22 protein-coding genes and 1 pseudogene are annotated in these 26,153 nt (G+C 60.7%); 8 read left to right on the top strand and 15 right to left on the bottom strand.

Annotation, left to right across the window (positions count from 1 at the left end; genetic code table 11):
* Positions 1-124: 124 nt before the first annotated feature.
* A complete protein-coding gene (locus UCMB321_RS13575) occupies positions 125-823 on the bottom strand; it encodes a response regulator transcription factor (RefSeq protein ID WP_040067504.1) in 699 nt (232 codons plus the stop codon).
* Between the two features lie 172 nt (positions 824-995).
* On the opposite strand from UCMB321_RS13575, the gene UCMB321_RS13570 reads away from it, so the two are divergent.
* The 3 genes from UCMB321_RS13570 (at position 996) to UCMB321_RS13560 (ending at position 3,947) form a co-directional block, all read left to right on the top strand.
* Positions 996-1,685: a response regulator transcription factor gene (locus tag UCMB321_RS13570; RefSeq protein WP_040067502.1), complete on the top strand. Its 690-nt coding sequence runs from the start codon at positions 996-998 to the stop codon at positions 1,683-1,685.
* Complete coding sequence (locus UCMB321_RS13565; RefSeq protein ID WP_040067500.1) at positions 1,663-3,021, top strand: sensor histidine kinase; 1,359 nt, start codon at positions 1,663-1,665, stop codon at positions 3,019-3,021. Before UCMB321_RS13570 ends, UCMB321_RS13565 begins: the two co-directional genes overlap by 23 nt.
* Positions 3,022-3,140: 119 nt before the next feature.
* Positions 3,141-3,947 carry a DUF1460 domain-containing protein gene (locus UCMB321_RS13560; RefSeq protein WP_040067498.1) on the top strand — a complete coding sequence of 269 codons (807 nt, stop codon included), beginning with the start codon at positions 3,141-3,143 and terminating at the stop codon, positions 3,945-3,947.
* A 51-nt stretch (positions 3,948-3,998) separates the two neighbouring features.
* Here UCMB321_RS13560 and UCMB321_RS31760 read toward each other — a convergent pair whose 3' ends face one another.
* Positions 3,999-4,607 (bottom strand): methyl-accepting chemotaxis protein, encoded by a 609-nt coding sequence (locus UCMB321_RS31760; protein ID WP_425338566.1) that lies wholly within the window; start codon positions 4,605-4,607, stop codon positions 3,999-4,001.
* Between the two features lie 249 nt (positions 4,608-4,856).
* A pseudogene (locus UCMB321_RS31755) lies at positions 4,857-5,621 on the bottom strand (MCP four helix bundle domain-containing protein); the annotation flags it as partial.
* Between the two features lie 239 nt (positions 5,622-5,860).
* On the opposite strand from UCMB321_RS31755, the gene UCMB321_RS13550 reads away from it, so the two are divergent.
* On the top strand, positions 5,861-6,883 hold the full coding sequence (locus tag UCMB321_RS13550) for a glycosyltransferase family 9 protein (RefSeq protein ID WP_040067494.1): 1,023 nt from the start codon (positions 5,861-5,863) through the stop codon (positions 6,881-6,883).
* 66 nt (positions 6,884-6,949) lie between these two features.
* Here UCMB321_RS13550 and UCMB321_RS13545 read toward each other — a convergent pair whose 3' ends face one another.
* The 11 genes from UCMB321_RS13545 to UCMB321_RS13495 all read right to left on the bottom strand — a co-directional run bounded on the left by UCMB321_RS13545 (position 6,950) and on the right by UCMB321_RS13495 (position 20,899).
* Positions 6,950-7,972, bottom strand: a complete 1,023-nt coding sequence (locus tag UCMB321_RS13545; RefSeq protein WP_040067492.1) for an ABC transporter permease — start codon at positions 7,970-7,972, stop codon at positions 6,950-6,952.
* Positions 7,973-8,038: 66 nt separating this feature from the next.
* Positions 8,039-9,607, bottom strand: a complete 1,569-nt coding sequence (locus UCMB321_RS13540; protein WP_040067606.1) for a sugar ABC transporter ATP-binding protein — start codon at positions 9,605-9,607, stop codon at positions 8,039-8,041.
* Positions 9,608-9,676: 69 nt separating this feature from the next.
* Positions 9,677-10,603, bottom strand: a complete 927-nt coding sequence (locus UCMB321_RS13535) for a sugar ABC transporter substrate-binding protein (RefSeq protein ID WP_040067490.1) — start codon at positions 10,601-10,603, stop codon at positions 9,677-9,679.
* Positions 10,604-10,770: 167 nt separating this feature from the next.
* Complete coding sequence (locus UCMB321_RS13530; protein ID WP_040067488.1) at positions 10,771-11,631, bottom strand: sugar phosphate isomerase/epimerase family protein; 861 nt, start codon at positions 11,629-11,631, stop codon at positions 10,771-10,773.
* A gap of 58 nt (positions 11,632-11,689) precedes the next feature.
* Positions 11,690-12,700 (bottom strand): bifunctional inositol 2-dehydrogenase/D-chiro-inositol 1-dehydrogenase, encoded by a 1,011-nt coding sequence (gene iolG / locus UCMB321_RS13525; RefSeq protein WP_040067486.1) that lies wholly within the window; start codon positions 12,698-12,700, stop codon positions 11,690-11,692.
* Positions 12,701-12,756: 56 nt separating this feature from the next.
* On the bottom strand, positions 12,757-14,688 hold the full coding sequence (gene iolD / locus UCMB321_RS13520; protein WP_040067484.1) for a 3D-(3,5/4)-trihydroxycyclohexane-1,2-dione acylhydrolase (decyclizing): 1,932 nt from the start codon (positions 14,686-14,688) through the stop codon (positions 12,757-12,759).
* The gene (locus tag UCMB321_RS13515) at positions 14,685-15,515 is read right to left on the bottom strand and encodes a TIM barrel protein (RefSeq protein ID WP_040067482.1); all 831 of its coding nucleotides are present in this window, start codon (positions 15,513-15,515) and stop codon (positions 14,685-14,687) included. The genes iolD and UCMB321_RS13515 overlap by 4 nt, the downstream gene beginning before the upstream one ends.
* Before the next feature lie 35 nt (positions 15,516-15,550).
* The gene (locus tag UCMB321_RS13510; RefSeq protein ID WP_040067480.1) at positions 15,551-17,053 is read right to left on the bottom strand and encodes a CoA-acylating methylmalonate-semialdehyde dehydrogenase; all 1,503 of its coding nucleotides are present in this window, start codon (positions 17,051-17,053) and stop codon (positions 15,551-15,553) included.
* A gap of 40 nt (positions 17,054-17,093) precedes the next feature.
* Positions 17,094-17,903 carry a 5-deoxy-glucuronate isomerase gene (gene iolB, locus UCMB321_RS13505; RefSeq protein ID WP_040067477.1) on the bottom strand — a complete coding sequence of 270 codons (810 nt, stop codon included), beginning with the start codon at positions 17,901-17,903 and terminating at the stop codon, positions 17,094-17,096.
* Positions 17,900-18,793, bottom strand: coding sequence for a myo-inosose-2 dehydratase (gene iolE / locus UCMB321_RS13500; protein ID WP_040067475.1), 894 nt, complete (start codon positions 18,791-18,793; stop codon positions 17,900-17,902). Before iolE ends, iolB begins: the two co-directional genes overlap by 4 nt.
* Positions 18,794-18,961: 168 nt before the next feature.
* The gene (locus tag UCMB321_RS13495) at positions 18,962-20,899 is read right to left on the bottom strand and encodes a bifunctional 5-dehydro-2-deoxygluconokinase/5-dehydro-2-deoxyphosphogluconate aldolase (RefSeq protein ID WP_040067473.1); all 1,938 of its coding nucleotides are present in this window, start codon (positions 20,897-20,899) and stop codon (positions 18,962-18,964) included.
* A 276-nt stretch (positions 20,900-21,175) separates the two neighbouring features.
* Here UCMB321_RS13495 and UCMB321_RS13490 point away from each other — a divergent pair, with 276 nt between their 5' ends.
* The gene (locus UCMB321_RS13490) at positions 21,176-22,096 is read left to right on the top strand and encodes a MurR/RpiR family transcriptional regulator (RefSeq protein WP_040067472.1); all 921 of its coding nucleotides are present in this window, start codon (positions 21,176-21,178) and stop codon (positions 22,094-22,096) included.
* A 20-nt stretch (positions 22,097-22,116) separates the two neighbouring features.
* Here the strand turns inward: UCMB321_RS13490 and UCMB321_RS13485 are convergent, their stop codons facing one another.
* A complete protein-coding gene (locus tag UCMB321_RS13485; protein ID WP_040067470.1) occupies positions 22,117-22,317 on the bottom strand; it encodes a DUF7740 domain-containing protein in 201 nt (66 codons plus the stop codon).
* A gap of 445 nt (positions 22,318-22,762) precedes the next feature.
* Between UCMB321_RS13485 and UCMB321_RS13480 the strand changes: the two genes are divergently transcribed.
* The 3 genes from UCMB321_RS13480 to UCMB321_RS30705 all read left to right on the top strand — a co-directional run bounded on the left by UCMB321_RS13480 (position 22,763) and on the right by UCMB321_RS30705 (position 26,065).
* Positions 22,763-23,110, top strand: a complete 348-nt coding sequence (locus UCMB321_RS13480) for a DUF6124 family protein (RefSeq protein ID WP_040067469.1) — start codon at positions 22,763-22,765, stop codon at positions 23,108-23,110.
* A 322-nt stretch (positions 23,111-23,432) separates the two neighbouring features.
* Positions 23,433-24,941, top strand: coding sequence for an AAA family ATPase (locus UCMB321_RS30075; RefSeq protein WP_084615003.1), 1,509 nt, complete (start codon positions 23,433-23,435; stop codon positions 24,939-24,941).
* Positions 24,941-26,065, top strand: a complete 1,125-nt coding sequence (locus UCMB321_RS30705; RefSeq protein WP_157015946.1) for a hypothetical protein — start codon at positions 24,941-24,943, stop codon at positions 26,063-26,065. The genes UCMB321_RS30075 and UCMB321_RS30705 overlap by 1 nt, the downstream gene beginning before the upstream one ends.
* Positions 26,066-26,153: the final 88 nt, after the last annotated feature.

Below are 26,153 nucleotides of genomic sequence, written 5' to 3'. Positions count from 1 at the left end.
GGAGCCAGCTTGCTGGCGATGGACGTCAACGATAACGCGAGGAACCTGATGCCCCGCGGGGCCTGGACTACCATCGCGAGCAAGCTCGCTCCTACAGGGGGGCAGCGTTGACCGCCCTTGCGCATCAAGGGTCAAGACGATCTTCGTCGTCCCGGACCAGGCGGTAACCCACCCCCGGCACGGTCTGGATCAGCGAGTGGCTGAAGCCGGCGTCCAGTTTGCGCCGCAACCGGTAGATGTGTTTATCGATCACGTTGTCGATGGGGTCGAAGTCATAGTCCCAGGCACTTTCCAGCAACATGCCGCGGGTCACCACCTCATCGCAGTGGCGCATGAGCTTTTCCAGGATCAGCGACTCGCGCTGCTGCAGGACGATGACCTGCCCTTCCCGGGTCGCGGTGCGTGAGGCGCAGTCCAGTTGCAGGCTACCCACCCGCAAGGTGCGCGACAGCCCCGCCACCGGGTCACGGCCACGCTGCAAGGCCTCCAGCCGGGCGAGCACCTCGACGAAGGCATAGGGCTTGGCCAGGTAATCGTCGCAACCGGCGCGCAACCCTTCGACCCGCTGGGCGGTGGAGTCCAGGGCACTGAGCATCAGCACCGGGGTGCGCAGGCCCTGGCGCCGCAGTGCCTGGACCAGCGCGAGACCGTCCATCCCCGGCAGCTTGCGATCGACGATCAAGGCGTCGTAGATCCCTTCCAGGGCCATGTCCAGGCCACTGCGGCCATCGTCCACGGTATCGGCGACATGCCCGCTTTCGTTGAGTCCACGCACCAGGTAGCTGGCCGCCCGGGCGTCATCCTCGATGACCAGAATTCTCAAGACCGGCTCCGCACTGACTCAGCTAAACTTTTTTTCATATTGACGCGACCTTTCAGATAAACCCGGTTTGGCACACTATGCCGGTCGAAAAGCAAACCACGATTGGCCGGCAAGCCTGGCTCACCCGGGATCCGTGCAAGACTACCATCCTCTCTCATCCTGCGAAGTGCCCATGACCCATGTACTGGTCGTCGAGGACGACCCCGCCACTGCTCGGGAGATCGAAGCAGCCCTGCAAGACCACGGCTTCGACGTCACCCACGTCGATAATGGCCGGGACGGCCTGGTGCGCGCCATCAGCGACAGCTACGACGTCATCGTGCTGGACCGCATGCTGCCCGGCGCCCTCGACGGCCTGGGCATGCTCACCGCCCTGCGCGCCTCGGGCATCGCCACGCCGGTGCTGATCCTCAGTGCCCTCAGCGCGCTGGACGAACGGGTTCGCGGCCTGCGGGCCGGCGGCGACGACTACCTGACCAAGCCCTTCGAATTCATCGAACTGACCGCCCGCCTCGATGCCCTGAGCCGCCGCCGGGTCGCCCCCAGCGAGGAGCGGGCCAACCGCCTGCGCGTCGGCAATCTGGAGCTGGACCTGCTCAAGCGCAGCGTCAAGCGCGGCGAACGCCTGGTCGAACTGCTGCCCCGGGAATACGCCCTGCTCGAATACCTGGTGCAGCACGCCGAGCAGGTGGTGACGCGGACCATGCTGTTCGAGGCCGTGTGGAACTACGCCTATGACGAACGGACCAATGTCATCGAAGTGCACATGGGCCGTCTGCGTCGCAAGGTCGATGGCGAAGGCGAGGAACCGATGATCCATACCATTCGCGGGGCCGGCTATGTTCTCCGTTCACCTGCGTGAAATCCCCCGGACCATCAGTTTCCGTACGGCGCTGATGTCCCTGGCGCTGTTCAGTTGCTCGTTCCTGGCGCTGTTCGGCTACCTCTATTGGCAGACCGCCGGCTACCTGATGGCCGAGGTCGATACGGCACTCTATCGCCAGATCGACAGCCGCAGCGCGCAACCCGACGACCTGCGCCTGGCGGAAATCCGCAAGCACGCCGAACAGGACATCGACGGTCGGGTCCCCCATGGTCTCTACGATGCCCAGGGCAAGCTGATCGCCGGAGAGATCAGTGAAATGCCGGCCTTCAAGGGCTATGACAAGCCCAACGAATTCTTCTGGGAAAAAACCCGCAGAAAGGATCGGCCGATCCGCTTCATGATGCATCGCCTGGACAATGGCCAGACCCTGATGGTGGCCCAGGATATCCATGACATCCGCGAGTTCGACGAGTTGCTGGTCAACGCGATGGTCTCCGGCGGCGCGCTGTTGCTGCTGGTGGGACTGCTCGGGGCGGTCGGGCTGGGCTACTCGGCGCGCCGCCGCCTGGATGTACTGACCCGCGCCATCGAGCGCATCGTCAAGGGCGACCTCAACGAACGCCTGCCGACCCGCGGCAACCGTGACGATATCGACCGTATCGCCACGGTGGTGAACCAGATGCTCGACGAACTGGAGCGGCTGATGAGCGAGGTCAAGGGCGTCTGCGACGATATCGCCCACGACCTGCGCACCCCCCTCACCCGCTTGCTCGCGGGCCTGGAGCGGGCCCGGCGGCGTCACCTGCGGGAAGAGGAATATGCGCTGGCCATCGACAACGCCATCGAGGACGCCCAGGGCCTGCTGTCGACCTTCCGCGCCCTGTTGCGGATTTCCGAGATCGAGGCCAGTGCCCGCCGCAGCAGCTTTGCCGAGATCGACCTGAACCGCATCGCCGCCGACGCCGCCGAGTTCTTCGAGCCGCTGGCCGAAGAGCGTGGCATCGAGCTGACCTTGAGCCGCTCGCCGGCGCCCTGCCTGATCTTCGGCGATGCGCAGTTGCTGTTCGACGCCACCTGCAACCTGCTGGACAACGCCATCAAGTTCTCCCCCGATCACAGCCGGGTGCAGGTGCTGGTGCTGGATACCCCGGGCCACAGCGGGTTGTGCGTGGTCGACAATGGCCCGGGGATTCCCGAGGCCGAGCGCGAGGCGGTGTTCCGCCGGCTGTACCGCTCCGAATCCAGCCGGCATACGGCGGGCAACGGGTTGGGCTTGAGCATGGTGGCGGCGGTGGCCCGGCTGCATGACATGAGCCTTGAGGTGCGTGATGCCCAGCCGGGTTGCCGGATCGAGCTGATCGTCGGCGCTTGAAGGCGCCCGCCCCCCAAAAGGCACAGCGAGAGGTTTTATTGAGTCCCCGCGACAGTGGTGTAAAATCGACGCTCCAGTGCTTGTGCCGATAAGGGCACAAGCGCCCCTCCGGAGAGCGAATGAACAAGATTGTCGCGTTGGTATCGGGCTTGCCCCTGATGCTGGCGCTGAGTGGTTTCACCACCCGGCCGCCCCCAGGTGACCAGGTCAAGCTGGACGACTACACGCGCCAGAAGATCGAGTTCATCGAAACCCGGGTCCTCAAGCACGCCGGCAGCGAGCAAGGCGAGCGGATCAAGAACATCTCCGCCAACTTCCTCGGCACGCCCTATGTGGCGCATATGCTGGTCGGCTCGGCGACCGCGCCGGAGAAGCTGGTGATCGACTTCCGCGGCCTGGATTGCTTTACCTACCTGGATTACGTCGAGGCCCTGCGCAAATCCGACAGCCTGCCGCGCTTCGTCGAAAACCTGGTGCGCACGCGCTACGCCGAGGGCAAGGTCAGCTATGCCGAGCGCCGGCACTTCTTCACCGACTGGGCGCACACCCAACCCCTCAATGCCAGGGACGTGACGACGCAGGCCAGCCCCAGGGCCACCACCGTCACCAAGATCCTGAATGCGCAACCGGACGGCGCAGGCACGCTCATCCCGTCGGTGGGCACGGTCAAGCGCGTCATCACCTACATCCCCAGCGAGTGGATCGACGACAGCGTGGTCAGCCACCTGAAAACCGGCGACTACATCGGCATCTACACCCCGGCCGAAGGGCTGGACGTCACCCATACCGGGATCTTCATCATGACCGACAACGGCCCGGTTCTGCGCAACGCCTCCGCCCGCGAGGCCAACCACAAGGTGGTGGATTCGCCGTTCCTGGATTACGTCAAGAAAACCCCGGGCATCGTGGTCCTCAGGGCGATCTGAACCGCGCCACCCGGGCAACGGCCCGCCAATGACCGACGGGCCTGCGGGCCTCTAGATCCGGAAATGCCGGACCGTCGTGTTGAGTTCGGCAGCCAGGCTGGCCAGGGACTGCGATGCGGCGGTGGTCTGGTGCGAGCCTTCGGAAGACTGGATCGACAGCTCGCGGATATTCAGCAGATTGCGATCCACTGAACGCGCCACATGGGCCTGCTCGTCGGCGGCCGTGGTGATCACCAGGTTGCGGTTGTTGATCTCGTCATTCGCCTCGACGATTTCCGCCAGCGCCGTCTTCGCCGATTCGGCGAGCTCAAGGGTCTGCCGGGTCATGGTGCTGCTGTTGTGCATGGTGCTCACCGCGTTGGCGGTGCCGGTCTGGATGCTGCCGATCATCTCCTCGATTTCCCGGGTCGACTGCGCGGTCCGATGGGCCAATGCCCGCACCTCATCCGCGACCACCGCAAAGCCCCGACCGGCCTCACCGGCGCGCGCCGCTTCGATGGCGGCATTGAGCGCCAGCAGGTTGGTCTGTTCGGCGATGGTGCGAATCACATCGAGCACCTTGCCGATGTCCTGCGCCTGCTGCGCCAGGCCGCCGACCTGCTCGGAACTGACCTCGACGCCCCGGGTCAACGCGACAATCGCCGTCACCGCCTCGATCATTCGCTGCTGGCCCTTCAGCGCGATCGTCCGCGACTCCTGGGAAAGCGTCGAGGTGGACGAGGCGTTCCTGGCCACCTCTTCGATGGCGCTGGTCATCTCGGTCACGGCGGTGGCGGCCTGCTCGATTTCACCATGCTGCTGTTGCAGGTCGCGGCTGCCCTCGGCCGTCACCGCGTTCAATTCTTCGGCAGCCGACGCCAGCTGGGTCGACGAACCGGCGATTTGCTTGAGGGTGGTGAGCAGGCTGCCCTGCATGGCGGCCAAGGCCGTGAGCAGACGACTGGCTTCGTCGTTGCCGGCGGGATTGATCGGCTGGGTCAGATCGCCCTTGGCGATGGTTTCCGCGACCTGGACCGCCTCGATGATCGGCACGGTAATGCTGCGGGTAAGCAACCAGGCCACCAGCACGGTGCCGATACCCACCAGCAGAATGGCCAGGCCGATGCCCGCCACCGCACTGTCATAGGTGCTGGCCGACTGCTTGCCGGCCAGCTCCGCGCCCTTGTTCGCACGCTCGATCAGATCATCCAGGTTCTTGGTCATCTGTTCATAGGAGTCGCGGATGGTCGAGAGGTAGGTGTTGGCGCCGGCCTTGTCCCCTTGCCGCGACAACCTGAGCAACTTGAGGTGATTCTTGGCATACGCCTCCAGGCTGCGGTTGAACGCTTCCAGCCGCCCCTTGTCGTCGCTGCTGGTCAGCAGGCCCGCGTAAATCGACATCTGCTCATGCACGCTTTGCAGGCGCCCGGCCGATTTGTCCTCATAGACCTTCATATCCGCGTCGCTGGAAGACAGGATGTGGGCCATGGAGCCCAGGCGATAGCGGTCCAGCGAGGCGTTCGCCGCCGCCAGCACCCGCACCCGCTGCAACCAGTTGTTCTGGATATCGGCAGCCTGGGCCTGGACGTCGCGAGTCTGCTTCAACGCGAACAGACCCAGGAACACACTGAGCAAGGCGATAGCGGCAAAACCGATGAACGCTCTGGGTGCAATCCGGATATTTCTCAACAACATGGGCGAGATCTCGCGTTGAACGGGGACGGAAAACAACAGGCTTCGGCAAGATAACAAGCGACGCTGGCCAAAAGCTATCGGCCTGGCCTCGATTTTCTTCAGCCACCCGCGGCGACGGGCTTTCGGAGCACGGGAAATCAAGGGAAAGCCCCGCCCAGATTGGAAAATCCCCCCCCTTTACGATAGTCTGTCCGCCCCGCGAACCGTCGCCCTCGAAACCCGAACCGGATCCATTGCGCATGACGACCAGCCCGCTACAGGCCGCAGAAAAAATTCTCCTGGTTGCTCCGCACCGCCTGGGCGATACCGTGTTCGCGACACCCGGTATTCGTGCACTGCGCCTGGCAAAACCGCAGGCGCAAATCGATGCTGTCGCGTTATCCACGCTTTCCCATGAGATGCTTTCGCGAAACAGCTGCATCGATACGCTCTATACCGCAGACGATCAGCCGATCGCGCAGTTGGCCGCCGGCTATGATGTTATCTTGCCATTGCAGAACATCAAGAACACCGCGACCTACCTGAAAGACATTCCAAACGTTCTGATGCTGCCTCGCTATGCCAGTGCGTTTCATTACTCGGAAGACTTCTATCGCTTTGTTCTCCAGCACCTGCCGCAGGTGGCCCAGTTCCCATTGGGGCCCTACGAGCTCAATCTGAGCGCGGAGGATCTGGCACAGGCGGATGGACTGCTGGAGAAAATCCCAGCCACCCCCGAGCCTTTTCTCATTGCCTTGCACATGGGCTGTCATCAGATTTCGAAGAAGGGTCGCAGCTTCCTGTCCCGGCTGTTTCCTTTCCTGATGACCAAGGACACCCGCAGCTGGCCTTTCAAGCGCTTTGATCACCTGGTCCAGCGCCTGGTACAGAAGCACCCGTCTGTCTATATCGTGCTGACGGGCTCGCCCAGCGAAGCCTTTGCCGCCGACGCGCTGACCGCTCACCCGCACATCGTCAATCTCATCGGCAAGACCAACGTCGGCCAACTGGCGGCGGTGCTCAAGCGCTGCCAGTTGCTCGTGACCGGCGACACCGGCCCGATGCATGTCGCCTGCGCGGTGGAACGACCGATGGTACTGCTCTGCGGCAAGACCGACCCGGCGCACACCGGGCCTTATCCTGCCCGCGACCATCACAGCATCATCAAGAAAGACGGGATGGATAATATTTCGGTGGACGAGGTTTACCAGGCGGTTATGCGCTATCTGCCGGATGCGGCAACGCAACGGGACTCGCTCTCTGCGGCGCCAACGGCGAGCTGATGCCCTGCCCTGCAACAACCTGTACGCAACAAGGGCCTGAACAGGCCCTTGTCGTTTACGGCTCGCTCAGCGCTTGAGCTTGCGCTTGTTGCGGTATTGGTCGATGACCACCGCGATCACGATGATCAGGCCCTTGATGATGTCCTGGATATAGGCGTCGACACCGACAAAGGTGAACCCGCTGGCCATGACCCCGAGGATCAGCGCGCCGATCACCGTGCCGGTAATGCGCCCCACCCCGCCCGCCAGGCTGGTACCGCCGATCACCGCGGCGGCAATCGCGTCCAGCTCGTAGGACATGCCCATGCCCGCCTGCCCGGTGGCGGCACGCGCCGAAGCGACCACCCCGGCCAACCCCGACAAGAGCCCGGCGATGCTGTAGACGATCACCAGGTGGCGCTTGACGTTGATCCCGGAGGTGCGCGCCGCCTGCATGTTGCCGCCGATGGCATAGGTGTACTTGCCGTACTTGGTGTACCGCAGGGCGATGTGGAAGATCACCGCCACCACCAGGAAAATGATCACCGGCATGGCGCCATGGCCGATGGCCGTATAGGAATCCGAGAGCATGCTCACCGGCTGGCCTTCGGTGTAGTAACGCGCCAGGCCACGGGCCGAGACCATCATGCCCAGGGTGGCAATGAAGGGTGGAATCCCGGTGATGGCAATGATGCTGCCGTTGATCGCCCCCGCCAGCAGCCCCACCCCGAGCCCGACGATCACCGGGATCCACACCGGCAGGTCGGTCAGCGACGGAAACACCGCCCGGGCGAAATCCGAGGTTTGCGCCAGGCTCGCGGCGATCATCGCCGACAGCGCCAGCACCGAGCCCGACGACAGGTCGATGCCGGTGGTGATGATGACCTGGGTGACACCGATCGCCAGCAGGCCGATGATCGAAACCTGCAGGATCATCAGCACCAGCCGCTGGGAGTTCATCAGGAAGCTCTGGTCGCGCACGATCCAGCCGAACAGCTCGAAGACCAGGCCGATGCCGATCAGTACCAGGAAGATGCTCAGTTCGGTGGGAAGACGCCGGCGACTCTTGACCGACACCGTTGCAGGCTTGTTTTCCAGTATCACGTTCATAACCACTCACCCTTCTATCGCGTTGCCGGCGCGTAGCACCGCCGCCGGCCTCTGTTCGTTGAACAACTAGTGAACCGCGCTCATCCCGGAGGCCAGTTGCATGACCCGCTCCTGGGTCGCCTCGCCACGGTCAAGGGTGCCCATCAGCTCCCCCTCGTGCATGACCATCACCCGGTCGCTCATGCCGAGCACTTCCGGCAGCTCCGAGGAGATCATGATCACCGCCATGCCTTCGCTGGCGAGGTAGGCGATCAGCCGGTAGATCTCGGCCTTGGCGCCGACATCGATGCCCCGGGTCGGTTCGTCGAGAATCAGGATCCGCGGGTTGGTCATCAGCCAACGGGCGAGCAAGGCCTTTTGCTGGTTGCCGCCGGACAAGGTGTCGATGCACTGCTCCAGCGACGGGGTTTTCACCCGCAGCTTCTTGCACATGTCTTCGCACAGGGCGCGCAGGGCTTTCTGCTGGATGAAGCCGTTGCCGCCGACGTAGTGCGGCAGCACGGCCATTTCCATGTTTTCCATGACCGAGAGGCAGGGGAACAGGCCGCTGAGCTTGCGGTCCTCGGTGAGCAAGGCAAAGCCCTTCTCGATGGCCATGTGCGGATCGCTGATACGCACCGGCCGGCCATCGAGGCGGATCTCGCCACCATCGCTCGGGGTGATGCCGAACAGCGCTTCGGCGACATTGGTCCGACCCGACCCCATCAGCCCGGCGATGCCGAGGATCTCGCCGGCATGCAGGTCGAACGAAACCCCCTGGAAGATGCCGTCCAGGCGCAGGTCGCGCACCGACATCAGCAGGTCGCCGATCGGCTTCTCGCGCACCGGGAACAACTGGCTCAGCTCGCGCCCGACCATCATCGAGATCAGGCTGTCGCCGTCCATGCTGTCGGCCCGTTGCAGGCCGATGTAGGCACCGTCGCGGAACACCGCCACTTCATCGGCGATGGCGAACACTTCGTTCATCTTGTGGGTGATGTAGATGATGCCCTTACCCTGGGCCTTGAGGTCGGCAATGATCGAGAACAGGTGGGCGACCTCCTTGTCGGTGATGGCCGAGGTCGGCTCATCCATGATCAGGATGTCGGAGTCGTAGGACACCGCCTTGGCGATCTCGACCATCTGCCGCTCGGCGATGCTCAGGTTGCCGACCTGTTCCTCCGGGTCGAGGTCGATGCGCAGCCGTTCCAGCAGTTTCGCCGTGCAACGGTGCATTTCCCGGTGGTCGATCATGTGGAAGCCGTTGAGCTGCTCGCGGCCGATCCAGATGTTCTCGGCGATGCTCATGTGCGGCATCAGGTTGAGCTCCTGGTGGATCATCGCGATCCCGGACTGCAAGGCGGCCAGCGGCGTATCGAAGACCACCGGCTTGCCGCGCAGGCGCAGCTCACCGGCGTCCGGCTGGTAGATGCCGGCGATGATCTTCATCAGGGTGGATTTGCCGGCACCGTTCTCGCCCATCAGGGCCAGCACCGACCCCGGGCGTACCCGTAACTGGACATTGGACAACGCCACCACCCCGGGGAACCCCTTGCTGACGTTGACGATCTCCAGCAGGTACGGCTCATCGGCAGGTAAGGCGGTTGGCTGGATACCCACCAGCGGGGTGCTCGAAGCAGTCGCTGAAGCGAACATGATCAGGTACTCCATCAGCAAGGCGGGCATGCCGCCTTGCTTGTTTATTGTTGTTATTGAACGGACTGACTACTTGAACTGGTCGACGTTGTCTGGGGTGATCAGGCGGTAGGGCACCCACACCGCCTGCTCGACCGGTTCGTGCTTGGCCATCTTCACCGCCGCGTCGATGGAACCGACCGCCTGGCCCTTGGCATCCTGGAACACCGAGACCGCCATGGCGCCTTTTTTCACCGCGCGCAGGCCATCGGGGGTGCCGTCGACACCGGCAATCAGCACACTACCCTTTTTCACCCCGGCCTGCTCCAGCGCCATCGAGGCACCGATGGCCATCTCGTCGTTGTTGGCGACGACGGCGTCGAATTTGCGGCCCTGGGTCAGCCAGTCATTGACCAGGGTCATGCCCTTGTCGCGCTGCCAGATGCCCGTCTGCTCCTGCTCGATCTTGATGTTCGGGTACTTGGCCAGGACTTCCTTGACGCCCTTGGTGCGATTGGTGGTGGAGTTGTTGGCGAGGTCGCCGAGGAGGATCACGATGTCGCCCTTGCCTTGCATTTTTTCGGCGAGGTACTTCATCTGCATCTGGCCGGCTTCGAGGTCGTTGGAGGCGACGGTGATCACCCCCTTGGGCAGGTTCAGGTCATCCGGCCGGCGGTTGACGTAGACCAGGGGAATCCCGGCCTTGACCGCCGCATCGGTGATTTTCCGGGTCGCGGCGGTGTCCACCGGGTTGACGATGATGGCGTCGACCTTCTGGCTGACGAAGCTTTCCACCTGGCTCAGTTGCTTGACCACGTCGCTGCGGGCGTCTTCGAATTGCAGTTTGACACCGTCGGGCATGGCCTTGGCCTTCTGGTCCATGGACTCACGCAGGTAGGTCAGCCAGGTGTCATCGAACTGCGACATGCTCACACCGATCTTCAGGTCGGCGAAGGCGGCACCGCTGACCAGCATCAGGGACAGGGCAAGCGAGGTGAAGCGGATCTTGGTTTTCATGAAAAGTCTTTCTCCACATTCTTGTTGGTTTTATGGATCAAGCGTGACTCTTTCAGTGACCGGCAAGCGAACGATCGTCGGCACTCGACAATCTGAAATCGACTGTATTGGAAAATAATTTCCACATCAATCAATTTTAGAACTTTATTTTCTTTTTCATTCCAGCCTTATTGGCAGAGCTCGCGCGTGACGCGTTCGAGCATCATCCGGTTCGACTCGTCCGGCCGATCCTCCCAGGCAAACACCGACACCGTGGCGATGCCATCGAACCTGATCTCGCGCAAGGTGCCGAAAAACGCCTCCCAGTCGACCTCGCCCTGGCCGATATCCAGGTGCTGGTGCACGGTGGCCGTGACACCCGGCGGGTTGACGATATAGCGCAGGCTCGACGACGCCTTGTGGTTGTAGGTGTCGGCGATGATCAAGTGGCTGAGCTTGGAGCCGGCATACTTGAGCATCGAGGCGATGTCGCCCTTGCCGTCGTCATAGAAGAAGGTGTGCGGCGCCGCATAAAGGTAGTTGATCCAGTCGCGGTCGAGGCCGCGAATGATGTCGACCGACTCGTTGTTGCGCTCACAGAAGTCATAGGGGTGCGCCTGGATATCCAGCTTGATGCCTTCGCGTTCGAACTCGGGCATCAACTCGTCCATCGAACGCATGAACTGGTTCTCACAGACCAGCGGGTTGTCCGACTGCCCGGTGAACTCGGTGTTGACCAATTCACAGTCCATTTCCACGGCGATCTGGATCGCGCGCTTCCAGTTGCGCACCGCCGCCACCCGCAGCCCTTCGTCAGCGGCGGCCCAGTGGTACATCGGCAGCAGGGACGAGAGCTGCACCCCGGTGTCGCTCAGGGCCTTGCGAAACTCCTTGATCCGCGCCCGGTCGACCCGTGGCGCCTTGTAGAACGGCAGGAAATCTTCCCGGGGCGACAGCTCGATATGCTGGTAACCGAGCTCGGCGACCTTGTCGACCATCTTGCCCAGGGGCAGGTTGCGGTACATATAGGGGTCGAGTGCAATACGCATGGGTGATTCTCCTTGTGTTCCCACCCGCGTGGTGGGAACGCTCGATAACGGACAGTCCTTAGCCGTAGAAGTGCGGGCGCTCGGGCAGCGCGATCCGCACAATCGCCCCACTACCCTGGGCCTCGATGCAGGCATCCGCCGCCACCGCCGCTGCCAGGCCATCCCAGGCCGACGGCCCACCGACCTGACCGGCACGGACACCGTCGATGAACGCCTGCAGCTCGACATCATAGGCGGCGATGAAGCGGTCTTTCCAATCCATCAGGATCGCGTTGGACAGCTTGGCACCGCTGCGCATCTGCACCTGCGAGGGCTCCGGCAACTTGGCGATGCCGGTTTCACCGACCACTTCGCACTGGATGTCATAGCCGTACTGGCAATTGACGAAGACCTCGACGTCGATGCGCGTGCCCCGGGCAGTTTCCAGCAGGACGACCTGCGGGTCCTTCAGGTGGGCGTGGGCCTTGCTGGTCTTGCGCGGGAACACCACCTGCACCGAAACGTAGTCGTCGGCGAGCAGCCAGCGCAGCACGTCCAGTTCATGGATCAGGGTGTCGGTGATGGCCATGTCGGTCTTGTAGTTCTCGCCCACGGTCGGGTTGCGATGGGCGCAATGCAGCATCAACGGCTCGCCGATCTGGCCGCTGTCGATCACCGCCTTGAGAGCCCGGTACCCTTCATCGTAGGGGCGCATGAAACCGACCTGCACCAGGCGCTTGCCGTGGGCCACTTCGGCGGCAACGATCTTGCGGCAGCCCTCGGCCGTGACCGCCAGCGGCTTCTCGCAGAACACCGGCTTGCCGGCCGCGATCGCCGCCAGCACGAATTCCTCGTGGCTGGGGCCCCAGGAGGTGACCAGGATCGCTTCGACTTCCGGCGCGTTGATCAACGTATGACCGTCCAGGTACACCTCCGCGCTCAGTTGCAGGTCGGCCACCACCTTGGCCGCCTGCTGCAGATTGATGTCGGTGACCGCCACCACCTGGCTGTTGAGCAGGGTCTTGCTGCAACGACGAATGTGATCCTGACCGATGGCACCGGTGCCGATGACGCCCAGCTTTAAAGACATGGGAAAACTCCTGTTCGTATTTTTGTTGTTCGTGGCTGTTGTTCGTTGCAAGAGCGTCAGTACTGACGCGCCTTGGCCAGTCGTTCGTTGAGGGTCCTGGCCACGGCATCGGTGCGCGCGCTGGTGGAGACCTGCGCCACGCCGACCCGCCACCAGGACAGGTACTTGTGAATCATGGTCTTGGGCAGGACCTTGATGTCGATCAGCGTCGACACCGTCTGCAACCGCGCATCGGCCAAGGCCGCCTGGAGCTGCTCGACGCTGCTCACCTTGTAGGTCTTGCAGCCGTAGGCCGCCGCGCTCATGGCAAAGTCCACCGGGACGAAGTCGCCGTCGAGCTTGCCGGTGGCCGGATCACGGAAACGGAACTCGGTGCCGAAGCTGTCCATGCCGTGCTCCATCTGCAGGTTGTTGATGCAACCGAAGGTCATGTTGTCGAGCAGGATCACATTGATCTTGCGTCGCTCCTGGATCGAGGTGACCAGCTCCGAATGCAGCATCATGTAGGAGCCGTCCCCGACCAGCGCATAGACCTCGCGCGCGGGTTCGGCGAGTTTCACCCCAAGGGCGGCATTGACCTCGTAGCCCATGCAGGAATAGCCGTACTCGACGTGGTAGGTGTTCACCCCCTTGCTGCGCCAGCTGCGTTGCAGGTCGCCGGGCAGGCTGCCGGCGGCGGCGACGATCACCGCGTCCTCGGCAAGGTTTTCATTCAACACGCCGAGCACCCGGCTCTGGGTCAGGCAGGAGCCGGTCAGTTCGATGAATTCGCGCAGCACCGCCGGGTCCATGTGGTCATTGATTTCCGGGACGAAATCCTTGGCCTGGTACTCGACCTGATAAACCCGGTCGACCTCCTCGTCCAACTGCGCCTTGGCCAGGCGCGTTTGCTCGCCCCAGCCGGCGCGGTACTCGCCCAGTGCTTCGCCCAACGCCTGCAAGCCTGAGCGGGCATCGGCCAGCAACTGCACGCCATCGAGCTTCAGGGCATCGCAAGGGCTGATATTGAGGTTGAGGAACTGCACCTCGGGATGCTGGAACAGCCATTTCGACGCGGTGGTGAAGTCCGAGTAGCGGGTGCCGATGCCGATGATCAGGTCGGCTTCCTTGGCCAGCAGGTTGGCCGCCAGGCAGCCGGTTTCGCCGATGCCGCCGACGTTCAGCGGATGGCTGGACACCACCGCGCTCTTGCCGGCCTGGGTCTCGGCGAAGGGAATCTCGAAACGTTCGGCAAAGGCCTGCAACGCCGCGTTCGCCCCGGAGTAGCGGACCCCGCCGCCACAGATGATCAGCGGTTTGCGCTTGCCCTTGAGCAGTGCCACGGCGTCGCCGAGCATGGCCTCGGTCGCCGGGCGGCGGTCGATGCGGTGCACGCGTTTCTGCAGGAAGTAATCGGGGTAATCGTAGGCCTCGGCCTGGACGTCCTGTGGCAAGGCCAGGGTCACCGCGCCGGTTTCCGCAGGATCAGTGAGTACACGCATGGCATGGATCGCCGCGCTCATCAACTGTTCGGGACGGTTGATGCGGTCCCAGTATTTGCTCACCGCCTTGAAGGCATCGTTGGTGCTGATGCTCAGGTCGTGGAACTGCTCGATCTGTTGCAGCACCGGGTCCGGTTGGCGACTGGCATAGACGTCGCCGGGCAGCAGCAGCAAGGGAATCCGGTTGGCAGTCGCCGTCGCGGCGGCGGTCAGCATATTCGCCGCGCCGGGGCCGACCGACGAGGTGCAGGCATAGATCCGCCGACGCAGGTGCTGCTTGGCAAAGCCGATGGCCGCGTGGGCCATGCCCTGCTCGTTGCGCCCCTGGTGGACCACCAGGTCGCCGCTGTCCTGCTCCAGCGCCTGGCCCAGGCCCAGCACATTGCCATGGCCAAAGATGGTGAAGACCCCGGCGACGAACTTGCTTTGCACCCCATCGACCTCGACGTACTGGTTGTCGAGGAACTTCACCAGCGCCTGGGCCATGGTCAGTCGTGTCGTGCTCATGCTTGCACCGCCAATGCCTGTTCGAGATGCGCCATGCTCGCGCCCAGCGCCTGCTGGATGTCCGTCCGCCCATGCACGCTTTCGGCAAAGGGTTCGAACGACAGGTAGCCGGTGTAGCCGCTGCCGAGCAAGGTCTCGATCTGCGCCGCGTTGCCGAGGATGTCGGCCTCGCCCACCAGCACCCGGTGACCGTCGCGAATGGTCGCCAGCGGCGCTTTTGCGTCCTCGACCCCCGAGATGTGCACCAGGCCCGTCAGCTCAGGGAAGAACTCCTGTTCGCCGGCCAGGTGATGGTGAAAGGTGTCGTGCACCAGGCGGAACACATCCAGGCCGCCGATCGCCTTGATCGCCTCCACCGCCGTGCGCTTGCGCCGCAGCGCGCACTCTTCGAAGCCCAGCGGCTCGATGAAGCCGAGAATCCCGTACTCGCGCAGAATCGGCGCCAGCTCGCTCAAGGCCGTGCGCAACCCGGCGTTGCGTTGCGCTTCCGAGCGCGGATCGTCGCGATCGTTGAACGGGCACATCACCAGGCCCTGCGCTCCACAATCACGGGCATAGGCCGCCAGTGCCAGGGTCTGCGCACGGCGCTCGGCGTTCCAGACATCAAACGGGTACAAGGCGTTGATCGACAGCACCTTGATCCCGCGTGCCGCGCACAGCTCGCGGACCTGCACAGCGGGTGTGCCGTCTTCGATCTCGACGCCCATGAGATCGTTGCGGATCTCGATGGCATCGGCCTTCAGGGCCACCGCCAGCTCGATGAATTGCGGCAGCGACAAACGTGGGGCGACCATACGGTTCAGGGCGAAACGCAGGGGCTGGCTCATTATTCTTGTTCTCCACAGACAAAGTTGAAGATCGCCTATTTGGCGGTGGGCATGCTGAATTCAGGGCCTTTGGCAATGCTGTCCGGCCAGCGCTGCATCACGCTCTTGTAACGGCTGTAGAACCGCAGGCCTTCCTCGCCGTAGGCATGGTGATCGCCGAACAGCGAGCGCTTCCAGCCGCCGAACGAGTGCCAGGCCATGGGCACCGGGATCGGCACGTTGATGCCGACCATGCCGACCTTGATGCTGCGGGCAAAGGCCCGGGCGATCCCGCCGTCGCTGGTGAAACAGGACACGCCATTGCCGAACTCGTGGGCGTTGATCAGCGCCACGGCACTGGCAAAGTCCGGAGCGCGCACGATGCCCAGCACCGGGCCGAAGATTTCCTGCTGGTAGATGCTCATCTCGGTGGTGACGTTGTCGAACAGCGTGGCACCGACGAAGAAACCGTTTTCCGCACCCGGCACCTTGAAGCCACGACCGTCGACAATCAGCCGGGCGCCCTGGGCCACGCCTTCGCTGATAAAGCCTTCGACCCTGGCCTTGTGCTCGGCGGTCACCAGCGGCCCCATGTCGCTGTCGCGCTGCAGGCCGTTACCGACTTTCAGTTGATCGATGCGCGGCAGCAGCCGCTCGATCAGCCGGTCGCCGACATCGCCCACCGCCACGGCGATCGAGATCGCCATGCAGCGCTCGCCGGCCGAGCCGTAGGCGGCGCCGATCAAGGCATCGGCGGCCTGGTCCAGATCGGCGTCGGGCATGACGATCATGTGGTTCTTCGCCCCGCCCAGGGCCTGGACCCGCTTGCCGCGCGCCGTGGCCTGCTGGTGGATGTATTCGGCAATCGGCGTCGAACCGACAAAGGAAATCGCCTCGATGTCCGGGTGTTGCAGCAAGGCATCGACCGCCACCTTATCGCCCTGCACCACGTTGAACACGCCGTCCGGCAGGCCGGCCTCGGTCAGCAGGCGAGCCATCAACAGGCTGGCCGACGGATCGCGCTCGGATGGCTTGAGAATGAAGCAGTTGCCGGTGACCAGCGCCAGCGGAATCATCCACAGCGGCACCATCACCGGGAAGTTGAACGGCGTGACCCCGGCGCAGACGCCCAGGGGCTGGCGCAGGTTCCAGTTGTCGATGCCGCCACCGATGTTGTCGCTGAAATCGGTTTTCAGCAGGCTCGGCGCGCCGCAGGCGTATTCGACGATCTCGATACCGCGAGTGACTTCACCCCTGGCGTCGGAAAAGACCTTGCCGTGTTCCCGGCTGATGATTTCGGCCAGTTCATCCTGATGCTTGTCCAGCAGCTCCTTGAACTTGAACATCACCCGCGAGCGACGCAGGGACGATTGCTCGGACCAGGCCGGAAAGGCCTTCAGGGCACTGGCGACGGCTTCATCGACGGTCTGCTGGCTGGCCAGCCCGACCCGCGCCTGGACGCTGCCGGTGGCCGGGTTGAAGACATTGCTGAAGCGCTCGCTGCCAGCGTCCTGCACCTGGCCATCGAGGTAATGACCTATAACCGGAGCCTCACTCATTATTCTTGTTCTCCATCGGAAAGTTGAAATCGCGCAGGCACTACAGATCCAGCAGCCAGCTGTGCCGCGGGTCGTTATGGAATTGCCAGACGCGCTTGGGTCCGGCCATCACGTTCAGGTAATACGACTCGTAGCCGTAAGGAACACTGACCGGGTGATACCCCTTGGGCACCACCACCAGGTCGTTGTTTTCCACGGCCATGGCCTGGTCGATGGAACGGTCGTCGGTATAGACACGCTGAAAGACGAAACCCTGGGGTGGGTTGACCTGGTGGTAATAGGTCTCTTCGAGAAAGCTCTGGTGCGGCAGGTCGTCGGTGTCGTGCTTGTGCGGCGGGTAGCTCGACGAATGCCCGGACGGTGTGCGCACCTCCACCACCAGCAGCGAGTGCGCAGGCTCGGTGTCCGGCAGGATGTCGCAGACATAGCGGGTGTTGGCGCCCTTGCCGCGCACGCTGCGCTTCATGCCTTGCGGGGTGATCAGCCGTGGGCCATGGCCCGCTGTCGCCGAACCGGGCGCGGCGCATACCGCAATCTGCACATCGCTCAGGGCTACCACCTGGGCCTGGCTGCCGGGCGGCAGGTAGACGGCATAGGGTGACTTGTCCTCGAACACCGATTGGCGATCGCCGATATTGTCCCAGTCGAAGGCGCCCTGCCCCGGTGCTTCGCCCTTGACGCTGACCCGACCGCCGAGCAGCACCAGACACAGCTCCTGGTCACCGGCGCTGACCGGCAGGTTTTCACCGAGGCTCAGGTGGTAAGCGGCGAAACCGACATACTCCAGGGTGCCGGGCGCCAACTCGACCAGGGTCCGACCCTTGGCGTTGCTCTTGACCAGCAGGCTCATTGTCCGGTCCTCTGGTTCAGCAGCGCACGCAAGGTGTCGAAGCCCTTCTTGGCATAGACATAACTCGGCGCGACAGCCGGGTCCTGCTCGGCCTCGACCACCAGCCAACCGTGATAATCGGCGGCCAGCAACACATCCAGCAGCGCGGCAAAGTCGATATCGCCGTCGCCGGGTACGGTGAAGGTGCCGTTGACGATGCAGTCCGGGAAGCTCCAGAGGTTGTTGCGCGCCAGTTGCACCACCGGTTTGCGCACGTCCTTGAAGTGCACGTGGCAGATCCGCCCGATATGTTTGCGCAGCACCTCGAGCGGTTCGCCGCCGCCCATGTAGCAATGGCCCGAATCGAACAGCAGCCCCACTTCGCTGCCGGTCAGCGCCATCAATTGATCGATGTCGGCCGGCGATTCGACGTAGGCGCCCATATGGTGGTGATAGGCCAGGCGTACACCCTGGGACAGGGTGAAGCGGGCCAGTTCGGTGAGTTTGTCGGCGTATTCCTGCCAGGCCTGTTCGCTATGAAAACGCGGCCGCTCCACCAACGCGATCCGCTGGCCTTGAATGGAATCGGCGACTTCACCGTAGACCAGCACCTTGGCGCCGTTCTGCGCCAGCAACTCGACATGGCTGGCGATGGCGTCGATTTCCTCCGCCACCGAACGCCGGGCCAGGCGGCTGGAATACCAGCCGGAGACCAGCGCCAGGTCGTAGGGCCGCAACACATCGCCGACCCCTTTGGCGTCCTTGGGAAACTTGCCGTTGAGCTCGAAACCTTCGTAGCCGATGGCCTTGCCTTCGCTCAAGGCGGTGCTCAGCGGCGTTTCGCCGCCGAGGGAAGGCAGGTCGTCGTTACTCCAGGAGATCGGGTTGATGCCAATTCGGATAGCGGGCATGGCTGCACCTTTTATTGTTTTCAAATAAACCTGAGACCGCTGCGGTCAGCTTTTCTGTGGGAGCTGGCTTGCCAGCGATGAAGCCCTTGAGCCTTGCACTGCACTCACCGACGCCATCGCCAGCAAGCCGGCTCCCACACTTGATCCCATTGCAACTACCGATAGATGTCAGGCCCGGGCCGCACGCCACGCGTCGATCAGCCCGGTGAACGTCGCCTGCACCTGCCGGATCAACGCTTCGTCATCGATCTCACCGGCCATCCAGGCCCGGCTGGGCTCCTGGAAAATCGTCCGGCCGACGGCAAAGCCACGACAGGTTCGGCTCTGGCTGGCCTGCTGGAAACCTTGTGCCAGAGTCGCAGCCGGCGCGTTCAGGCCCAACAGCACCACCCCTCGGCAATAGGGATCGCGCTCTTGAATCAGGGCGTCGAGTTGCTCCCACTCGGCGGCGCTTTGCGCTTCGATCTTCCACCAGGCCGGGTAGATATCCAGGTTGTAGAGGCGCTTGAGGGCGCGATACAGCACATCGGGATGTGCCGACGGGTGATCCTTGGGCGGGATGATTTCCAGCAGCAACTCATGGCCGCTGACCTGCGACGCCTGATACAGGGCCTTGATCTGCGCTTCCTGTTCCAGGCGCAGCAAAGGCTCGTCATCCGGGTGGAATTGCACCAGGCACTTGATGATCTGCTCCTGCGGCCAGGCAATCAGGTTGCTGCCGATGGAGCGGCCCTGCTCGAAGGCCAGCGGTCGGGAGCCCTGGATTTCCACCGGACGCGCGACCCACCAGCCACGGCCGGTGGCGGCGTTCAACGAATCCTGGCCAAAGCGCTGGTCGGCCAGCAGCCCGACATCCGCCTCGATGCCCTGTTTGCGCAGATCGGCCTCGACCCGCTCCACGGCCTGGATGAACAGCAGCTTGAGTTCACCGATGCTGTTGAGCTCACGACCGCCCTTGTGCGCCAGTTCCACCAACTGCCCGCGATGGTCGAAGGCGAAGATGAACAGCGGCTTCCAGGCTTTGCGCGGCACGCTGACCTGATGCAGGCGTTGCAGGGTCATGTCCTGGTCGGGCCGGGTAATCGGCACCGGGCTGTTGAACAGGTAGTCCAGTTCGGCGCGGGTCGGCATCGCCGGGGCGCAGGCATGGCGTGACACCACCAGGCCGCCACAGGCATTGGCCAACTGGCAGCAACGCTCATCGTTGGCCTCCTCAAGCCACCCGCAGAGGAAACCCGACATGAAGGCATCGCCGGCCCCCAGCACGTTGAGCACTTCGACCCGTACGCCCGGGTAAATGGCGCCGTCTTCGAGCCGCGCCGGAATCGCCCCGTGAATCACCGTGCAGCCTTGCGCACCGAGCTTGACCACCAGGGTCGCGGTGGTCAGCCCACGCACGGTCCGCAGCGCGGTGAGCAAGTCTTCGCTGCCGCCGGCGATCAGGAACTCTTCTTCAGTCCCCACGATCAGGTCAAAGCGCGGGAGGATGGATTGCACATGCTGGCTGACCTGCTGGTCGGCGACAAAGCGGGTTTCGCCGTCGGCCTTGCCGGCCAGGCCCCAGAGCACCGGGCGGTAGTCGATGTCGAGCACGCGCCGGACGTTGTGTTTTTCCGCATGGTCCAGGGCCTGGAGACTGGCCTTGTAGACACTGGCGGTGGAGAAATGGGTGCCGGTGATCAGCAGGGCCTTGCTGGAGGCGATGAAGTCCTCGCGGATATCTTCGGCGCGCAGGGCCATGTCGGCGCAGTTCTCGCGGTAGAACACCAACGGAAAGGTTTCGCGGTCCTTGAGACCGAGGAGCACCATGGCGGTGAGACGTTCCGGATCGACCTTGATACCTTGGGTGTCGCAGCCTTCGCGGGCCAGGGATTCGACCAGGAAGCGGCCCATGTGGTCGTCGCCGACCCGGCTCAACATCGCCGATTTCACCCCCAGGCGGGCCGTGCCGAAGGCGATGTTGGCGGAGGATCCGCCGAGGTATTTGGCAAAGCTCGAGACATCCTCCAGCCGCGCCCCGACTTGCTGCGCATAGAGGTCGACGCCAAGGCGCCCGAGGCAGATCAGATCCAATTGACGCCCACTGGCAAAACGAGTCTGGCCCATGCTGGCTCCTGTTATTTTTATCAGCCTGCGTTCGCCGCGGTACCAGCACGAACGCTCTTGGTGTGGGGCCAGACTAGAACGTCTCGCGGCGACATTCAATATATTTTCTATTATTTTTTATATGGAATATATTTTCCATTACACTTGAGCGTGACGAAGACTGTCGAAGTGGATCGTTTCAGCATCGCCCCACTTGACTGCGCACTCAAGATTTTATTGGCGGCGCCCCTGTAGACTACCGCCACCCAGCCACAAGCACCCATCAGAGGATTTTCCATGTCCCGCACCGATCAGCCGGCTACGCCCGAATGTGCACCCGAGGGCGATATCGCCAGCCCTCCGATCAATGCCGAGCGCCTGCTGCAGCTGATCACCGAGGAATACGAAAGCCTGCCGCGCCAGCTCAAGCGCATCGCCAGCTATATGAGCCAGCAGAGCGACCGGATCATGGTCGACCGGATCAGCGATATCGCCCGGGAATGCGAGGTGCACCCTTCGGCCATCGTGCGTTTTTCCCAGCGCTTCGGTTTCAGCGGTTTCAGTGAAATGCAGGCGTTGTTTCGCCAGGCGTATACCCACAAGACCACGCCGGCGCAGAACTACCAGCAGCGCATTCGCAGCCTGATCGAAAACAAGTCGCAGAAGGCCAGCGCCGGCGACCTGGCACGCGAGTGCATCAATGCCACGCTGTCCGGTATCGAGCGCCTGGGCCTGGAACTCGACGACCAGGCGCTCGACGCCGCCGTGGACCTGGTGGTGAACGCCGAGAACATCTATGTGGTGGGGGTACGCCGCTCATTCGCGGTGGCCGATTACCTGGTCTACAACCTGCAGCACACCAACAAGCGCATTCACCTGGTCTCGGGCCTGGGCGGCAGCTATCGCGAACAGATGCGCAGCGTGCGCGCCAACGACCTGGTGATCGCCATCAGCTTTTCGCCGTACGCCAAGGAAACCCAGCACTGCCTGCGCATCGCGCAATTGCACCAGGCGAAAACCCTGACCATCACCGACAGCACCCTCTCGCCGCTGGCCAAGCGGGCCAGTACGGTGCTGCTGGTGAATGAGGGCAGCTCGTTCGCCTTTCGGTCGTTGAGTGCGAGCCTGTGCCTGTGCCAGGCGCTGTTCATCGCCGTGGCTTATCGACTGGAGTTGAAGGTGGACGGGATTCACGAGCAGGTCGGCTTCGAGGATTAGCCCGGCGGCGACCAGGATGCCTAGTCGTCCAGCTGCAGGTTCTCGGCCATCAACGCCACCAGGTCCATGGGGCTGTGGCTGTTGATCACGTTGTAGATCAACTCGCGTTTGCCACGCGGCAGTTTCTTCACGCAGCTTTTCGCCGACGCCCGCACGGCATCGTCCGTGCCATGGATACGGGCGGCCAGCAGCAGGATCAGGACAGCATCGGTGAGGGTCATCGAAAACGCACTCGTGCAATCAGGACAGCAGTGTATCGGCTACGCCAGGATTTTCTCCACTGTGTCTGCGTATCCTCTTGGCACTCGATTGTAGCCGCAGTCCCGCAATCCGCTATTGGCCAGCAAGAGAACTCTCTTTCCCTTGACTGAAATTTCCTAGAAAATCCTGACCGCTTGTTTGCGCGGGATCTCGCGGCTAGGCTTCGTCCTGTCACTGCCAATTCAGTGGCCGGGTTTAGCAGCTCGTTTTTACCGAGGCACGCAAGTGCCGCCTCCCGTTCAAGCGGCGCTTTTTTTTGCGTCTGCTGTTCTTTATGGTGGCTGTGCGTGGGGCACTTTCGAGTGCGCCGGGTCCCTTGGTAACCGGTCTGCTAACCCGCGTACAGTCGCCACCCAATTGTTTAGCAGCGATGTCTGGCGACTCCATTTACCAAGGAGTTTCGCCATGTTCAAGGTCACCCCTAATCCACCGGCAACACCCAACGCTGAAACCATCGACCCACGTATCGCCGACCGGGCTTTGTCTCACTACAACCTTGGTCCGGAAGCAGGTTCGAAATCAACCCCTGTCACCGTGCTGCGTGATCATTTGAGTGAACCCAGGAGTCAGGAAGACGCCCTGGTCAACGTCTACTCGATTCTGCAATCCGCCGCGGCCACGGCCTATGAGCACGCCGATAACCAAACCGGTTCGAACCGCAAGGTGGCGATGGGTGTGGTGCACCTGATTGAGCTGGCACAGCTGAAAATGGACTCGGTGCTGGATGAACAGCCCATCAACGCCGGCGGCTGACAGGGCTCAGTAGTTGAACGGGAAGCGATGCTTCCCGCTCCGCTGAAGATCATGCCCGCTGACAACGCATGATCTTCGACGGTACATCGCGATGAGCATAAGCCACTAGCAAAGGTGACTAGGGTTTGTACGAAAAATTCTCTAAATCCCATTCGACGCGATCCGCGAGCCGATTTTCTGGCATCTCAAGCTCAACGACCAAGGCTTGATCGTTCCCAGCTGATATCGGTCTCCTCCTCAAAAAAAATGCAAAACTATGGCATTTCGACATCATTAAATATAGGATTTGGAATCCGTATAAGCCAGCCACTCGGAAGTGCACATGGAAAGTCTAAGAATCAAAAACCTCAGAAGTTTGAGCGACACGGGGAAAATACAGTTTAAAAAAATTAATGTATTTCTCGGCCAGAACAGCTCTGGAAAAAGCTCTTTCATTAGAACACTTCCTCTATTAAAACAAAGTGCTCAAGTTAAGACTCTGTCCGAGATACTGTGGTATGGCCCGCTTGTCGATTTCGGGTCTTTTGATGAAGCACTATCACGTTACGCCGAAAAGCGAGCCATTGAATTTGGATTCGAATTAAGCATAAGCAACAGGACGTTGTCACGACAGAGTAGATTCCGCCACAGAATCGCGGAAGGGAATACTCATGTCGAACTGGGAATCTCAATACGCCCTGAAAAATTGGGCCTGAATAGCCCACTATCAACTGAATATAGCATTCGGGTTTTCGAAAACGACATAACACTCGCGATAAATGAAAAACTAAAAGTCACCAACTTCACAATCAATAACGAAGACTATACCTCAGCAACAAGCAGCTACCTACTGTTCAGAAGCTTCAACCTTCTCCCTAACATCATAGAGACAAACCGCCCAGAACTCCGAACGCAACTTCATAACAGCATCATAGACGTTATAAAGAAGCACACTCATAAAAATAAACAAGACGAAAATATCGGAACTACTGCTGCCCGACTCTATCCGGCCAGCCCAAGCGTAGTGCTTGAGCAGCTTAAAGTTTTGGACTTCGGCACTCATTGGAAATACAAAATATCCAGCTGGACAGCAGACTCACAAGATGTCCAGAAAATAACTGCATTACTGATAGCAAAGCATTTCTGTGAAATATTTGAAGGAATCGCAGAATTCTTGTCGCGCACTTGTCACGCGATCCAATATGTAACTCCCCTGCGCGCCTCAGCTGAGCGCTATTATAGAATTCAAGGGCTCGCGGTAGATGAGATTGATCCACAAGGAAACAATCTTGCAATGTTTTTGAAAAACCTTTCAGTGGAAGAATCTGAAAGCTTTGCAAAATGGACGGGCAAAACCATGGGTTTTGAGGTCCGGGCCAAATTATCAGAGGGCCACGTTTCGATCGTATTGAGCGAACGAGGGGGGAAAGAAAAAGTCAACCTCGCAGACACGGGCTTTGGCTACTCTCAAGTTCTTCCAATTATTGCTCAACTTTGGACAATGACCAGGAAGAAAAACTACGGGAGCTACACTAGATTCTTTGCAATTGAGCAGCCAGAACTCCATCTTCATCCAAAGATGCAAGCGAAGCTAGCTGACCTTTTTGCATCCTTGATTAAAGAGTATCCAGAGTCGAATTTCAAAATAGCTATAGAAACACATAGCGAAGTCATTATAAATCAATTAGGCAAATCAATCGAAGAAGGCACACTGTCGACTGAAGATGTTGGAGTTTATCTTTTCGACCAAGGAGGTCTCGATGACTCGACAATTGTCAGGGAGTCAACTTTTGACAAGGATGGCTATCTTTCCGACTGGCCTATCGGCTTCTTTGATAGCGAGGCTATGTGATGTTCTTTCGCATTGACGAAACCGTCATCTCTCTGATTGAGCATCAAGTGCTTCCGGCTAACTTTAGCATTTGCATCGATGAACTATTCAGAGCACGTCGACTGGGAAAGCATTTAATTTACTGCAAACCTGCCCATCTAGAAAAAATTGAGGCATTACCAGGAATCAGCGAAGCGACAAAACTCACCATAAGAAAAATAAAGTCACTCCAGAGATTCAAGAAAACAATTTTTGAGTCAATGACGACCTACGTCAACGTTATTTCAACGCCAAACACAATAAGAACCTCAGTAGAACAAGGTAAAACCATTATCGAGATTTCGATTGATAATTTCGCAAATGGAGACTTCCTTGAGCCGACAGTATTGCTCGCAGAAAACATCACTGACTGCGAGCTGTTTCAGCATATAGCAAAAATTAAAAATCATAATTCAACGAACCTACAGAATTTGAGGCACAATGCGCACTTTATTTCAGGGGGAGGTAGCCAGACGCCGAGACAATTCGAGATCAACTCCACTCAGAACCGCTTGAGCCTATGTATAGTTGATGGTGATTTAGAGTATGAAAATGCAACCCTCGGCACAAACACCGCTGCACCAATCATGCAGCTACATACGGATTCCCCTAAGCCTCACTCTTTCCCGGTAATACTTAACTGCTACTCGGTAGAAAACCTAATCCCTTCAGACCTCATAAAAAAATCCACTAAGCAAGAAATAAACCAATCAGACTACCTGCGAGAAATTGAAAGCTTACAAACCCAAGACTATTGGCCCTACATACCACTTAAAATAGGGAAAAGTTGTACAAATTTCGTAAGCTCCGATGCAAAAGGTGCCTATTGGTCCCAACACAGAGCAGGGTTCACCCCCAAACAACAGAGCTGCCTAACATGGGCAGGGGGCAATTGCAGTCCGGGATGTATTGTTCTTGACAAAATGCCCGACAAAACGGCTAGAATCGTTGCTGAATACTTGAGCTCGACGATCAAAAACGGACAATTTCGCGAAATAGCAAAAAGCATTTCAACTCTCCCGTCAGAAATTAACAAATTATGGACAGAGGTTTCTATTCACGTTAATTCTTGGGCCTGTAGCGGCGATAGAATTACGGCGTTTTAGAATAGTCGTCTGATCCATATTTTTTAAAAGGCGAAAAAGGTTGCTGGAGTTTGGCAACCTCTTCGTACTCCGAACAGCAACGACCTCA

Source organism: Pseudomonas batumici, assembly GCF_000820515.1.
GTDB classification, from domain to species: Bacteria; Pseudomonadota; Gammaproteobacteria; order Pseudomonadales; family Pseudomonadaceae; genus Aquipseudomonas; species Aquipseudomonas batumici.
Note: the sequence above shows the minus strand (reverse complement) of the source record. Positions and strands in the feature narration are given on the sequence as shown.

Bases quoted from the DNA above. Each gene is read 5' to 3' on its own strand.
- UCMB321_RS13490 (WP_040067472.1), top strand. From the start codon at position 21,176: ATGTCCCGCACCGATCAGCCGGCTACGCCCGAATGTGCACCCGAGGGC.
- UCMB321_RS13570 (WP_040067502.1), top strand. From the start codon at position 996: ATGACCCATGTACTGGTCGTCGAGGACGACCCCGCCACTGCTCGGGAG.
- UCMB321_RS13510 (WP_040067480.1), bottom strand. From the start codon at position 17,053: ATGAGTGAGGCTCCGGTTATAGGTCATTACCTCGATGGCCAGGTGCAG.
- UCMB321_RS13550 (WP_040067494.1), top strand. From the start codon at position 5,861: ATGACGACCAGCCCGCTACAGGCCGCAGAAAAAATTCTCCTGGTTGCT.
- UCMB321_RS13565 (WP_040067500.1), top strand. From the start codon at position 1,663: ATGTTCTCCGTTCACCTGCGTGAAATCCCCCGGACCATCAGTTTCCGT.
- UCMB321_RS31760 (WP_425338566.1), bottom strand. From the start codon at position 4,607: ATGATCGAGGCGGTGACGGCGATTGTCGCGTTGACCCGGGGCGTCGAG.
- UCMB321_RS13560 (WP_040067498.1), top strand. From the start codon at position 3,141: ATGAACAAGATTGTCGCGTTGGTATCGGGCTTGCCCCTGATGCTGGCG.
- iolB (WP_040067477.1), bottom strand. From the start codon at position 17,903: ATGAGCCTGCTGGTCAAGAGCAACGCCAAGGGTCGGACCCTGGTCGAG.
- UCMB321_RS13530 (WP_040067488.1), bottom strand. From the start codon at position 11,631: ATGCGTATTGCACTCGACCCCTATATGTACCGCAACCTGCCCCTGGGC.
- UCMB321_RS13545 (WP_040067492.1), bottom strand. From the start codon at position 7,972: ATGAACGTGATACTGGAAAACAAGCCTGCAACGGTGTCGGTCAAGAGT.
- UCMB321_RS13540 (WP_040067606.1), bottom strand. From the start codon at position 9,607: ATGTTCGCTTCAGCGACTGCTTCGAGCACCCCGCTGGTGGGTATCCAG.
- UCMB321_RS13535 (WP_040067490.1), bottom strand. From the start codon at position 10,603: ATGAAAACCAAGATCCGCTTCACCTCGCTTGCCCTGTCCCTGATGCTG.
- iolG (WP_040067486.1), bottom strand. From the start codon at position 12,700: ATGTCTTTAAAGCTGGGCGTCATCGGCACCGGTGCCATCGGTCAGGAT.
- UCMB321_RS30705 (WP_157015946.1), top strand. From the start codon at position 24,941: ATGTTCTTTCGCATTGACGAAACCGTCATCTCTCTGATTGAGCATCAA.
- UCMB321_RS30075 (WP_084615003.1), top strand. From the start codon at position 23,433: ATGGAAAGTCTAAGAATCAAAAACCTCAGAAGTTTGAGCGACACGGGG.
- UCMB321_RS13495 (WP_040067473.1), bottom strand. From the start codon at position 20,899: ATGGGCCAGACTCGTTTTGCCAGTGGGCGTCAATTGGATCTGATCTGC.
- UCMB321_RS13485 (WP_040067470.1), bottom strand. From the start codon at position 22,317: ATGACCCTCACCGATGCTGTCCTGATCCTGCTGCTGGCCGCCCGTATC.
- UCMB321_RS13515 (WP_040067482.1), bottom strand. From the start codon at position 15,515: ATGAGCCAGCCCCTGCGTTTCGCCCTGAACCGTATGGTCGCCCCACGT.
- iolD (WP_040067484.1), bottom strand. From the start codon at position 14,688: ATGAGCACGACACGACTGACCATGGCCCAGGCGCTGGTGAAGTTCCTC.
- UCMB321_RS13480 (WP_040067469.1), top strand. From the start codon at position 22,763: ATGTTCAAGGTCACCCCTAATCCACCGGCAACACCCAACGCTGAAACC.
- iolE (WP_040067475.1), bottom strand. From the start codon at position 18,793: ATGCCCGCTATCCGAATTGGCATCAACCCGATCTCCTGGAGTAACGAC.